Origin of the sequence: Robertmurraya sp. FSL W8-0741 (genome assembly GCF_038004005.1) — a bacterium.
GTDB classification, from domain to species: domain Bacteria; phylum Bacillota; class Bacilli; order Bacillales; family Cytobacillaceae; genus Robertmurraya; species Robertmurraya siralis.
In genome coordinates this window covers 747,108-759,940 of sequence record NZ_JBBOQG010000001.1, presented here as the reverse complement: position 1 = coordinate 759,940, position 12,833 = coordinate 747,108, and the positions used below count along the sequence as shown (strand labels likewise).

Below are 12,833 nucleotides of genomic sequence, written 5' to 3'. Positions count from 1 at the left end.
CTAAAATATATGAGATGGACATGTATACTTTCTTCTTCAATCATAGCGAGTTCTTAGCTAAACAGCTGAGCCTGATTACGGTCGCATGGTTTCTCACTGAGTGGATTGAAATTAATCGATTCGCGCTCCAGACGAAATCATTCGTTCGGTCATCAAAGCAGCCCTTATTCATGATGAAGTTATTTCCTTTTTTACAGAGGATATTGTTTCAAAAAACTACCCCACTCATCATTTAGGTGGGACAAGTATCCCACCATAAGAAAGGAGAAGCTGTATGGCTGATTTTTATTCGATTAGTCAACTATTGAAGCATCCAACTCTAGAAAAAAAAGGTGGACATATTTTGTATATGTTCACAGAAGAAGATAAATATATTGGCAATGCCGTCCACTATATTTATGAGGGCATCCAAAAGGAAGCCGTCATTTTTTTCATGGAAAACGAAGAAACCTTTAGAATTATTCGAAATAAGTTGGCTGAGACAGGTATTCCTGATCACCAGTTAAATTCAATTATATACGTTAATAGCTACGAGTTTTATTTAGAAGGCACTTCCTTTAATCATAATGGAGCCGCCACCAAACTAATGAAGCTGATTAAGCCACTTCTGGACAAAGGCCAGCATATCCGAACTTGGGGGCAGGTTCCTTTCCCTTTAGAAGAACCACTGAAACATTTAATCACTTATGAGTGTTCCTGTGATGAATTTATTAACGAAAATAGAGTCATTTCTGTTTGTTGTTATAACGGAATTTCCACTCCAGCCTATGTACAAAATGAACTTTTAAAAACACATACACATTTCATGACCGATGGCGAACAGCAGGTATCCCCATTCTATAATAAAAAAAATCACCAGTCCCTTTCACTTGCAGAGGCAGAAAGATTTCACAAAATTGAGGAACAAATTAAGCTGTTGCAGAAAAAAAATACGCATTTGGCTTTAGAAAATAATTCAATAAAAGTAAAAAATGAAGTAATGAAAGAAAATGAATTAAAGCTCCGCACGATTATAAATGAACTTCCAATCCCTATTATTATTCGAAATCGAACTCATATTCTCTTTTATAACGAAATTGCAGCGGAAAAGTTATATATTCATAACCATCATTTTACGAAAGAAACCCCTTTTAAAAATTTTTTTGATGAGTATCCATGTAAGTTTACGAAATCTTCAAGAAGTGAAATCCAAGAACACCAATTTATACATATAAACGGAAAAAAGAATTTTTACTTAGTAAAATCAATTACTATATTGTTCAAGAGTAAGCCTGCCATTCTTCATGCATTTGTTGACATTACGAAGGAAAAGGAAAATGAAAGTCTCTTAATTCGCGCTGAAAAAATGAATATTGCTGGGGAGCTTGCTGCTAGCATTGCTCACGAATTGCGGAATCCGTTGACTTCTGTTAAAGGCTTTTTTCGTATGTTAAGAGATTCTGGGGAAGGAAAAGAGTTATACTACAGCATTATTGAAGATGAGCTTTCTCGAATTGAGCAAATCTCAAGTGAATTATTAACACTAGCAAAGCCACATTCTGAAAATCGCAAAAGCCATAATATTGTGCAAATTATTGAAGAGGTTAAGCTGCTGCTCACGTCGGAGGCAAATATGAAAAATATCGAATTGCTGCTCGAATGTACGAATCGAGAACTGTATGTCTGTTGTGAAGATACTAAAATCAAGCAGGTTTTCATCAATTTGATCAAAAATGCCATTGATGCGATGGAAAACGGGGGAAATATCATCCTTTATGTTATGGAAATAAAGGAGTCCATTCAAATTCAAGTAATTGATCAAGGCTGTGGCATCCCAAAGGAGCTTCTTGATAAAATCGGTGAACCTTTCTATACAACGAAGGAGAAGGGAACAGGAATCGGCCTAATGGTTTGTTACCAAATCATCGAGAACTACGGTGGTGTTATTGAAATGGATAGTACAGAGGGAATTGGCACGACATTCACGATTACACTTCCGACTGCAGCTAAAAGCTTACCTGTGTAATTCATTCCAGCATTAGTCCGGGGGAGTGGGCGGCATGCCCCTCACTCCCCCACCTCTGCTATCGCTTTATTTTTCAAAATATTTTGATCAATCGTTTGATCTAGTCGTTTAAACAACTTACCTGCTTAATTAGCATCGAACATACTTCCGTTTAAATCCAAGTCTTCCCCGATCTAATTCCTTTTGGATGTTTTCAGCAGCGTGTAAGATGCTACTCTTTTTTTCACCCCGCTTCATTTCAACCGGGCCTATTGCCTTGGCGATTTCAAAGGCCTTTTCATGGCGGGGTAAATAGGAAATTGCAACCGTGTATACAAAATTGTTCATAGCAGATTTTGTCCGTTCCGGTGCATCATAGATCTCATTTTTCACTTTCTCGAGCATTGCTTCAATTTTATCCCCATCAAATTCAGTATCTTTGCGATTTCCCAACAGCCAGCAATAACAGCTCCATCCTGCCGACATCTTTAGCTCTTCACCACTTGCGATCCATTTATCAGCTACCTTTTGGGCGATTGGCGATTCTGATAAGGTCACTGCAACGACATAATCGGAAATCATATAAAAATATGCACCGTCAATCCAACGCTCAAAGTCGTCCTCCGTCATCAGCAGCGGATCAGCAATAACACCAGCAAAGTACATGGCGTCGTAATTGCCCGTTGCATAAAGCTCCTCAGCCAACAGCTGATCTTTCTTAATTTTCCTTGAAAGAGGCTTCATCGCACCTGTCGCCACACCAAAAAGCGGCTCCTTCGCCCCGTTACTCATATATGATTTTTTCGTTCGCTCCTTGCCTAGTGCTTCCAACTCTTGCATAACCGTTTCAAAATCCATATTTCAACACTCCTTTCTCACCTCATTACTGCCATACCTTTTTAATAGACTGATCATCCCATAACGCAGCACTCCTTTTCAACTATTATTATGTATGAATATGATCTGAAAATTTTGGAAGAGGATAGAATTTATTTCGTTGAAGCGTTGAGATTACGCTGGATTGTGCCAGGTTTGTTGGAGATTGCGTGTGAATTTGGCATGATTACGCGGGGGCGCCGGGGATTGCGTTGAGATTACGGTTGATTGCTCATGTTTTGCCGGAGATTGCGCTGAAATTCAGCTTGATTGCGCCTATTTCGCAGAGATTTGCGCTGAAATTCAGCTTGATTGCGTGCGTTTCACCGGAGATTGCGTCAAAATCATTTTTGATTGCGCCTGCCTATAATTGCGCAGCCGATTTGCTTTAGGAGAAGGTTGCACAAGAGCTCATTTCGATCAAAAAAAGCAAATGAAGGAAACAACCATGTGTCTGTGTCTTCACTTGCTTTTTTTGAACGGTATTTTTCGGGCAGGGTTTTCTTAAATAAAAGCCGACTTTTAAGGTGGCGTTTTTTACTATACTGCAACAAAGTCAACTCTTTCACTAATAGATGTCTCAGTTTTCATTGAGGTTGGTGACTTTTTCTTGCTCTACTAACGCTCTTAAGTATGTTAATAAGTCATCCCTTATACCCTCATCTTGTAAGGCAAACTCTAAGGTTGTTTTCACAAATCCAAATTTCTCCCCGACATCATAACGTTTGCCCTCGAATTCATAGGCAAATACACGCTGAATTTGATTGAGTTTTTGAATAGCATCGGTTAACTGGATCTCTCCACCTGAACCTTTTTCTTGTTGATCCAAAAACAGAAAAATCTCCGGTGTTAAAATGTATCTTCCCATTATTGCTAAATTGGAAGGGGCTGTACCCGGGGCCGGCTTTTCAACAAAGTTTTCAACTTGATATCGTCTATTTAATTGTGTAGATGGCTCGATAATGCCATAACGATGCGTCTCATTTTCTGGAACTGTTTTCACACCAATGACTGAGGAGCGCGTTTCATCATGCTGTTCAATCAATTGCTTTAAACACGGTTTTTCACTTTGAACGATGTCGTCCCCTAATAAAACTGCAAATGGTTCGTCCCCAATAAAATTCCTCGCACACCATACGGCATGTCCAAGTCCCTTTGGTTCTTTTTGACGGATGTAGTGAATATCTGCAAGATTAGTAGCATACTGGACTTTATCTAGCAGCTCGGTCTTTCCTTTTTCCCGCAAGTTTTGCTCCAGTTCAAAAGCAAAGTCAAAATGATCCTCTATCGCTCTTTTTCCTTTACCAGTGACAATAATGATATCCTCGATACCTGAAGCTACTGCTTCTTCAACAATGTATTGAATCGTTGGTTTATCGACAATCGGCAGCATTTCTTTTGGCATCGCTTTTGTCGCTGGGAGAAACCGAGTTCCTAATCCTGCTGCTGGAATAATTGCTTTCCTAACCTTTTTCACATGATCCCTTCCTTTTTAAAATAAATTATTCCTATGCTAGTTGCTACCGTTTCCCTAAGGGCAGGGAACGAGCACAAACAGATTTTCTTTATTTCCAGTATAGCATAGCGCATTTGTAAATGATTTTATGTTTTTGTCATTTTTTGGTCGATCAAACTATGAAATCACCAACACTAACAAAAAAGGGAAAGGAGCATATTCCTAACCCTTATGTGACTTTTATCGTTACTCTCTTCCCTCCCCTTGAAAAATCGTAACTTTAAAAGTCTCCTTGTAGTCATAGCCATTGAGATAAATGTCGAGATCATGGAAATAGCGATGGAGATTTCTCATCGCCTCCCGATCATCTTCTTTGGCAACGATTTCAGCATATTCTTTTATCCTATCAAAGTCCATCTGCACGGCTGCGTCCATCACTTCAACATTCTCAAGTGCCCGTATGATAAGCTCTGCTTTTTCCTGCTGTTCCGAGTAACTAGTCGTATCGATTCGTCCCCACCCTAATGTTTCATTATAGAATTTATGCAGTTGACCGATAAAATCATGTCCGTTTTTGAATCCCAGTTCATCATTTTTAAAAACAATGATCGATTCAGACACAGGAGTATTGACCACTTCGGCAGAGAAATCCTGATCCTCCTGCGTTACAGATGGATCAGCTCCACTTGCCTCAGTACTTTTTGCAGTATTTGAAGTTCCCAATAATGACCATCCGATCCATACGCTTAAGCCTAACACAATAAACATTAGAGGGATCAACCATAACCAAAGTTTTAGTTTCATTTCTCCACTCCTTTTTCAAATACTTTGTCGGCACACTCATTAAAGCTTCTCTCTTTATTATAGAAATGGTTTCTATTGTTAAGAACCTAAAGCACGAAAAGGCATTATAAAACTTATCTGCTTAATAGCCCTCTTCCTACAGACTTAAAAATTTCTTTCTTTCCTAATTTTTTAAGAGCGCTTTTTCTCATTTCGCTAAATTCTAGTGGGGTAAAAAAAGTTGTATTGTTGCGGATATTCGTTGGCTCATAAATGACGAGCTCGCCTTCTTCTGCATCACTCGTTATTTCATAAACATCATTGAGCTTTATGCCGGTTTGTACCTGACGCTTTTCAATCGTTCCATCGCCTTTTAACACATAAATATTTCCAAGACGGTTCGTTTCATTCGGGAGAGTTAGTGCATCCTCGACTTCCTTTTTGATCATTTTCACTGAAACATGCGAACCAGTGTAAATAACTTGTTCGCTGTTGTCCTCTTCCACTTCTCCCTCTTTTCCATTCTCTTCAGTGGAGTCTTCTTCGTCATATCCAGACTCTTGATCCAAACCTTCTTCAAACTCGACAATATACTCATACTCACTCTTGACCCCAACCTTCGGATCTGCTTCCGGAGTAGTGGCTATTTTCGCTATCACCCCATCCTTTTTTCCAAATGAGCCCGTGACAACAACCTCCATCCCCTCTTCTATTTCTAGCAGATCTTCTTCCTCGAGAATTCCTTTTACATGCTGATCAGAGGAAATGATTGTCACAACAGGATTCTGCAGTTCATGGGAAATTTCCTTCACCGTACCGGAAATTGGACTTTCTACTGTTAATGTTCCTAAATGATTTCTAGAATTCGAGATCAACTCTTCATACTTATCAATTTCCGCTTCTATTCTGCTTAATTGCAATTCTTTTTCATAAATTTGTGCTTCAATATTGCTGACAGTTGCCTGACTTGTAAAGTTTTCCTCTTCGTCTTTTACCGCCGTGGACAAACTCATTTCAATACTTTCCAGGCTGCTAATATTGTCTTCAAGGGCCTCTTGTTCCAATTGCAGTCTCTTGATTTCCGCTTCAAATTGTTCTATCGCCGCTTCAAAGTCACGAGGTGAATAGGAGAAAAGAGGAGTGCCGGATGAAACTTCATCCCCCTTTTTTACGAAAAATTGTTCAAATTCCCCTGCACCATGCTGGAAATATACATATTCTTCTTGCGCAGAAGTCACAACTCCCGCCCTTTCGGTAGTTAAAACAAGATTTTGCTTTTGGATCAATCTCCATTCATCAATATATTTCGATCTCGCAATTTCGCTGTCTTTTTTGAAAATCAAATAAAAGTTAACAGCAACAAAGAGTGCGATGAATATTATAATCGTCCACTTTTTCCAGTTCATCTTTGCTGCCTCCTTAAAATAACACTTCAAATTTTATATATGAAAAAAGTGCTGTGAAAACCCAAATAAATAATTGAATAGATACAATCAGCAATACTATTATTTTCGGACTTTTCTCGGTTATAACACGCAAATATTTATATTGAACGATCATTACCCAAATAGAAAAGAGTGAAATTTCGCCAAAAAAATGACTAAGTAACTGATAATCTGTGATATATTGTGCCAAGATTCCTAACGAAAACGGAGAGGATGCGTGATCCAAACCAAAATAAAATTGCAGCGGGAAAAAGACGATTTTTTCTATAAGCCATATCCCGGCAACAAAAAGCTGAACGACAACAAGCTTATAGTATTCAATATCGGTAAATATCCAAAAAATTAAGGCTGGCAAGAAAATTAATATTGCTGTCGTTACTGTTGATTGAACAACTTGTCCAATCGCAAAAAAGCCCTTAATCGTTTGGAATTCCGATGGTGTCGTGTCATAGATTAGCTTTGATAGAGACTCATTTCCAATTCCCAAATAAGCGGAAACTCCCGATAGAATGAGGGAAATCAGCAACAACCGTACCGTCCACTTCCAAATACCGTTCAATTTCTCCGCTTTATTGATCTGATGCGCACTCACATAAGGTGAAGTAAGCCCCTTCCAAATTTGCACCTGGTAATACATGTGTTATCCCCCAACTATTTGTCATAATCTGTCTCTACTATTTTACAACAATAATTGGGAATCGGCACGCAATTGCCGACACTACCAAAAAATAGTTCTATCTATTTAGTTGATTGTCATTTTTTAGCGAAAAAAATAGGAGATTCAGAGTAAAATCACATGTTTTTTATGAATTGAAGTGTCCAGGTAGAGAATAGTTTTTGGGGAGGACTATATTCGAGCATTTTTGCGATTGAACAATATTTTGGAACTAACACGATTGACTTGGCGTTTCAGCCCAAGACCTTGGTTTGGTGAGATCCAAAACAATGCTGACTCGTTTCGGAAAAGAGTGTCCTCTTTGGATTTCAGAATTGAACAAGGATTGCGCACGTTTTGGCGATGATTGCGCCGATTTTTGCCCTGATTGCGCGTAAATCGCAATGGATTGCGCCTGTATCGTCTTGATTTGTAAGGGAATCGACTACGATTATGCCAGTTTCAACTTGGATCGCGCGCGAATCGATCATACATATTTTCCAGCTTGCAAAGCTCGTTCACCTTTATCATTGATGATAAAGCATTTTGGGCTTTATTTCGATAATCTTTCCATATCACCTTCTGATTCGATAGAAGGAAAAAATTTCGTGCCATGGTATGAATGAGAAAATGAGCCAAAAAAAAGGCACCCCAAAAATGGAGTGCAAATAATGGAGATTGATTGGTTATTCAATGAAATATAATGTTCATTGAACAATGGCCGCAAACCAACGTAGATATCAGTATGCAGTTTCATAAATTCATTAAAACATATTATGCTTTTATATGAATTCCTCAAATTCAGGCATTTCATAGACTTTTTCCTATGTTTACTCCTATATTCTACCGTTCTTATAATGAGTTATAACAATAGGAATAAAAAAGATATCGCAAATCGGATAAAATGATCATTCATTTCAGATTTTTTTATTTAAATGAACTCTTCACTTGATCCTTCACTTTCCTCTCCTAACTCCATATAAATTTTGGTATAATATAGGAATACGTTATTTTTGCATCCTTGTTGTACACTGCCCATAAATAAAGTATAAATTATGTTATTATATAGCCATTTCTACTGAGAAATTGATTAAAGTATTCAGGTTGGGGGTGTCGATCTTGTCATCGATTCCAGATAAATATAAAGAGCTTTTGCACACGGCAGCAAATGATTTAAAAAGCATCTTATGGTCTGAACGGGAAGACGATGCAAAACTCGTTCAGAAGGGACTGCTTTTATACAGACAAGGCCTCGTTTCTAAAGTTCGCCTTGAGAATGATAGCATTGTTGCCAATGTTCAAGATGTAACCCGTGTCCAAGTAGAAGTGAATCTTAATTTTTTCCAAATAAGCAGTTGTAGTTGCCCTGCTGAAGGAATTTGTCGCCATCAGCTTGCTGCCTTTTTCCAAGTCTTTTCTCAAATATCCCGCGTAACGGAATGGGTCGATCGCTGGAGACAACCGATTCAAGAAAGAAGAACTGCTAAAACTTTAGGAATTCAGCGGGCGAAGGATTTATTGAAAACAGCCGGTTCAACAAAGCCTGATTATGAACAATGGAAGCAGGCTTTTCAATCTAGCTTTGCCTCCATAATGGGGGATCCAAAAGCAACAAAGCCTTATCTCGTTACAGAATTATTTCAAGTGTATTCCCGCAAAATTCGAGCGAGCGCCCCTGTTGAACAGGAATGGAAGCAGCTCTATCAGTTGATTGCCTCCATCCATTCCTTTCAATACCTTTTGAAGTTTAGCGAAGAACAAGCTTTTGCTTTAGAAGACATTCAGCGCTATTATCAAAATCTGTTCTACCAATTAATAGATGATATTGAGGACTTAGTTGAAAAACTAAATGTCCATGCCCTGCCCTTTGCTTTTGACAGCTTTATGGAGAAGCTGAAGGATGATACATACTTGTTGATTACAGGAGAGTCGATATTAGAGTTTGAATCTGCTCATCTCTATGTCATTTTATGGACAAAATTATTTAGAAAAAAACAATGGCATGAAGAAGAATTGCCAAAGGTGTCTGAGCTGACCCGCAAAAAAGAAACACTTCCTGGCCTAATCGCTTATATCCACCAGCATGTCATGTTAAGAAAGGACGAGAAAGCACTGCAAACATTGCAGCTCCTAAATGAGCAGGCGACGCCTTTTATGATTTACTGGTTAGAAAAATTAAGTTCAGGAAGAGAGTGGAAACGAATGGGTCTCTATGTTGACACCTTTTCTACCATGGTTAGACCTTATATTCAAACATTACATGACCATTACGCACGAATGGATTTTACAAGGGTTGCCATCAAAACAGTCGGGGCTTATGCCAAAGAGACAAAAAAGCATGATCTATATGAAAAAATATTAATTCAAGCTCTGCCTTATAGTTATCGGGGCTATGATGAATTTCTATTTGATCAAGGTCTATATGAAAAATGGTGTGATCTCCAAGGATATATCGGCTTTGACATCAGTTCCATTCCAACGGAGAAAATTCGCTTGCTCCAAAAGGAACGTCCCGATGTACTCCTTCCCCTTTATCATCAGTCCATTCAGCAGCATATTGAGATGAAAAACCGGGGAAATTATCGTGAAGCTGTAAAACAACTGAAGAAATTAAGAACCTTGTATAAGAAGTTAAAGCGCCCTGATGATTTCCAGCATTTTTTGGAGCTTCTCTTAGATAAAACAAAGCGACTCCGGGCCTTTCACCAAGAGTGCGAAAGGGGAAAATTAACCCATGCTTAAAACGAATGCCTTAACAATATTGATTGAGCCCGTCGAAAATGGCAAATTCTTTCTAACGGTTCAAAGTGAAGATGAACTTCTCCCGCCCTCTGAATGGAAAGGACTTTTATTCAACCGGCATGAAGAAAGCTATTACGGCACGTTAATTGAAAATGGGGCAAGCGGTGTAACTGTTGATGGCTGGCAATTGGTGACTCTATTGGCCAAGGAACAATTCAATCGGCTGATTGACTGGGATTGGGATGAATGTGGGCAAATTTGTTTAGCTGCTGCCCAGCCTTTATACGATTCCATTCAAGAAAAAGATTGGTTTCCTGATTTTGAGGCGCTTGCAACAAATGAGTTCAAATGGAAGCTCCCTGAGAGGGTGATCAAGGAATTCGCCCCCTCCTTTTGGGAACAATCTATTGGAAATCAACCATTGCAAGCATTCATATCCAATTGGTTCAACGCTTCGTTAAATACTTTTTTTGAAAAAAATCGCGAATGGAAGACAAAGGTTGGTGACAAGCTTAATGCTCTACGAACTCAATCCGTTTCTCCTCAAGCGTTGTCTGCCTATTTTGATGAAGAAACATGGAGTGAGTGGATCGGTCTGAAAGAAAACAACTGTCCGTTCACGATCGGACTGCGCTTGGAAGAGCCTGCTGATATCGATGGTACTTGGGATTTGCAGATTTTTTTACGCGGAAAGAAGGAACAAGACTATATCGTCGATGTTCGTGACGAGACCAATATGCCGAAAAACTGGCTGAATTACCTTGATCAGGTTGAACGGGAAGAAGAAAGATGGAGTAAGCTTTTTCCGATGCTAAAAGGAAGAAAAGGAATTGTAAAAGAGCTTACAGAAGATGAAGCATGGATGTTTTTAACAGAAGCAAGTGAGATTCTCCTTGCCATTGGCGTAGAAATATTACTTCCGTCATGGTGGCAAGCGATGAAAAACGCCAGCATGAAAGTGAAAGCAAGGCTAAAAGGAACGTCCAATAACCGTCCTTCATTTGTTGGGCTGCAAGCAATGCTTGATTATAATTGGCGCTTTTCCATGAACGGCATTGAGCTTTCGGAAGAGGAGTTTAATCACCTCGTGGAGGAAAAACGTCGTCTCGTAAAAATTCGCGGCCGCTGGATTAAGCTCGACCATCGTTTTATTCATCAGATTCAAGATTTAATGAAACGGGCTGAAAAAGAAGGCTTGCATGTCCGTGATTTAATTGAGCAGGAGCTCCTTGTCGATGGATCGGAAAGAGAAGCTTCTGAAGATGATAAGGCTTTTGCCCGAGTTCAAATTGAATTGAATCGTCAGTGGAAGCAAATGATTAAACAGCTTCGCGACATTCATTCCATTCCTATCGCACCGGTTCCCTCCGGCTTTGAAGGTGAATTGCGTCCATATCAAACATTAGGGATGAGCTGGCTTCTATTTTTGCGAAAATATGGCTTCGGCGCTTGTTTAGCCGATGATATGGGGCTCGGAAAAACGATCCAGCTTATTTCCTATCTGCTCGCCGTAAAGGCGCATGAAGGTAACGGATCTGCACTTATCATTTGTCCGACGTCGGTGTTGGGGAATTGGCAGAAAGAAGTGGAGAAATTTGCTCCCGGTTTAACTGTGCATTTGCATTATGGGCCTGCGAGGCTTAAGGATGAAGCCTTTATCGAAGCAGCAAACCGCGCTGATATCGTCCTTACCTCTTACGGCTTAACCCACCTCGATTTGCCCCAATTCGAGAAAGTGCAGTGGAGCACGATCGCCATTGATGAGGCGCAAAATATTAAAAATGCTCATACAAAACAGTCGAGAGCCGTTCGTCAGCTTAAAGGGAAACATCATATTGCCCTTACTGGTACACCAATGGAAAATCGGCTTACGGAGCTTTGGTCGATTTTTGATTTTACGAATCACGGTTACCTTGGAAGCCTAAATCAGTTCCAAAGAAACTATGTTGTCCCAATTGAAAAAGAGGATGAAAAAGGAAAAATTGAAGAACTGCAAACTTTAATTCGGCCGTTTTTATTGCGAAGAACGAAGAAGGATGAGGAGGTCGCTCTCAATTTACCTGATAAGCAGGAGCAAAAGGAGTACTGTCCGTTAACAGCGGAGCAAGCGTCTCTGTATGAGCAGCTTGTTCAAGATACCTTTGCCCAAATTGAGGCGTTGACAGGTTTTGAACGAAAGGGCTTAATTCTCCAACTATTAGGGCGACTAAAGCAACTTTGCAATCACCCTGCCCTTTACTTAAAAGAAGAAAAACCAAAGGATGTTCTCGAACGCTCGCTTAAAATGGAGAAGCTTGCTGAGCTAATTGAGGCCGTTCTCGAGCAAGGCGAAAGCTGTTTAATTTTCACCCAATATATTGAAATGGGGGAAATGATCCGAACATTACTAAAAGAAAAGTTTGCCGTTGAGGCACCTTTCTTGAACGGAAGCATCCCAAAAGGAAAACGAGATGAATTAATTTCGCGCTTCCAAAACCGTGAATTTCCGATTTTTATTTTGTCCTTAAAGGCCGGAGGAACTGGCCTAAATTTAACAGCAGCCAATCATGTCATCCACTATGATCGCTGGTGGAATCCTGCTGTTGAAAATCAAGCAACAGACCGCGCTTATCGAATCGGCCAAAAGCGCTTTGTCCACGTCCACAAATTTATTAGCACAGGCACACTCGAGGAAAAAATCGATGCCATGCTTGAAAAAAAGCAGTCATTAAACGATCAAATCATCCAAAGCGACAGTTGGATCACTGAGCTTTCTACCGACGAGCTCCATGATTTGATTCATTTGTCGTCCTAAAATAAATACGGCGGGTTTTCCCGCCGTAAAAATGAGGGTGCATGAGGATTTGATTGATTCTCTCTAGTGCGGATTTATGGGGGATAAAAATCAGTTTT

9 protein-coding genes are annotated in these 12,833 nt (G+C 39.6%); 3 read left to right on the top strand and 6 right to left on the bottom strand.

Annotated elements, in window-relative coordinates; genetic code table 11:
- Nucleotides 1-274: 274 nt before the first annotated feature.
- Entirely contained in the window at nucleotides 275-2,005 is a 1,731-nt protein-coding gene (locus NST02_RS03745) for an ATP-binding protein (protein ID WP_340948055.1), read from the top strand.
- A gap of 129 nt (nucleotides 2,006-2,134) precedes the next feature.
- On the opposite strand, the gene NST02_RS03740 is transcribed toward NST02_RS03745, so the two are convergent.
- The 6 genes from NST02_RS03740 to NST02_RS03715 all read right to left on the bottom strand — a co-directional run bounded on the left by NST02_RS03740 (nucleotide 2,135) and on the right by NST02_RS03715 (nucleotide 7,690).
- Nucleotides 2,135-2,842 carry a DNA alkylation repair protein gene (locus NST02_RS03740; RefSeq protein WP_212934401.1) on the bottom strand — a complete coding sequence of 236 codons (708 nt, stop codon included), beginning with the start codon at nucleotides 2,840-2,842 and terminating at the stop codon, nucleotides 2,135-2,137.
- Nucleotides 2,843-3,440: 598 nt separating this feature from the next.
- Nucleotides 3,441-4,337, bottom strand: coding sequence for a UTP--glucose-1-phosphate uridylyltransferase GalU (gene galU / locus NST02_RS03735; protein ID WP_340948054.1), 897 nt, complete (start codon nucleotides 4,335-4,337; stop codon nucleotides 3,441-3,443).
- Nucleotides 4,338-4,562: 225 nt separating this feature from the next.
- Nucleotides 4,563-5,120 (bottom strand): hypothetical protein, encoded by a 558-nt coding sequence (locus NST02_RS03730; RefSeq protein WP_095311973.1) that lies wholly within the window; start codon nucleotides 5,118-5,120, stop codon nucleotides 4,563-4,565.
- A 113-nt stretch (nucleotides 5,121-5,233) separates the two neighbouring features.
- Nucleotides 5,234-6,505, bottom strand: coding sequence for an efflux RND transporter periplasmic adaptor subunit (locus NST02_RS03725; protein WP_340948052.1), 1,272 nt, complete (start codon nucleotides 6,503-6,505; stop codon nucleotides 5,234-5,236).
- Between the two features lie 13 nt (nucleotides 6,506-6,518).
- Nucleotides 6,519-7,181, bottom strand: coding sequence for a hypothetical protein (locus NST02_RS03720; RefSeq protein WP_095311977.1), 663 nt, complete (start codon nucleotides 7,179-7,181; stop codon nucleotides 6,519-6,521).
- Nucleotides 7,182-7,528: 347 nt separating this feature from the next.
- On the bottom strand, nucleotides 7,529-7,690 hold the full coding sequence (locus tag NST02_RS03715) for a hypothetical protein (RefSeq protein WP_212934406.1): 162 nt from the start codon (nucleotides 7,688-7,690) through the stop codon (nucleotides 7,529-7,531).
- A gap of 628 nt (nucleotides 7,691-8,318) precedes the next feature.
- Here NST02_RS03715 and NST02_RS03710 point away from each other — a divergent pair.
- Nucleotides 8,319-9,941 (top strand): SWIM zinc finger family protein, encoded by a 1,623-nt coding sequence (locus NST02_RS03710; protein ID WP_340948051.1) that lies wholly within the window; start codon nucleotides 8,319-8,321, stop codon nucleotides 9,939-9,941.
- Nucleotides 9,934-12,735: a DEAD/DEAH box helicase gene (locus NST02_RS03705; protein ID WP_340948050.1), complete on the top strand. Its 2,802-nt coding sequence runs from the start codon at nucleotides 9,934-9,936 to the stop codon at nucleotides 12,733-12,735. The genes NST02_RS03710 and NST02_RS03705 overlap by 8 nt, the downstream gene beginning before the upstream one ends.
- Nucleotides 12,736-12,833 lie beyond the last annotated feature (98 nt).

Bases quoted from the DNA above. Each gene is read 5' to 3' on its own strand.
- NST02_RS03715 (WP_212934406.1), bottom strand. From the start codon at position 7,690: ATGATCGATTCGCGCGCGATCCAAGTTGAAACTGGCATAATCGTAGTC.
- NST02_RS03705 (WP_340948050.1), top strand. From the start codon at position 9,934: ATGCTTAAAACGAATGCCTTAACAATATTGATTGAGCCCGTCGAAAAT.
- NST02_RS03745 (WP_340948055.1), top strand. From the start codon at position 275: ATGGCTGATTTTTATTCGATTAGTCAACTATTGAAGCATCCAACTCTA.
- NST02_RS03730 (WP_095311973.1), bottom strand. From the start codon at position 5,120: ATGAAACTAAAACTTTGGTTATGGTTGATCCCTCTAATGTTTATTGTG.
- NST02_RS03720 (WP_095311977.1), bottom strand. From the start codon at position 7,181: ATGTATTACCAGGTGCAAATTTGGAAGGGGCTTACTTCACCTTATGTG.
- NST02_RS03725 (WP_340948052.1), bottom strand. From the start codon at position 6,505: ATGAACTGGAAAAAGTGGACGATTATAATATTCATCGCACTCTTTGTT.
- NST02_RS03740 (WP_212934401.1), bottom strand. From the start codon at position 2,842: ATGGATTTTGAAACGGTTATGCAAGAGTTGGAAGCACTAGGCAAGGAG.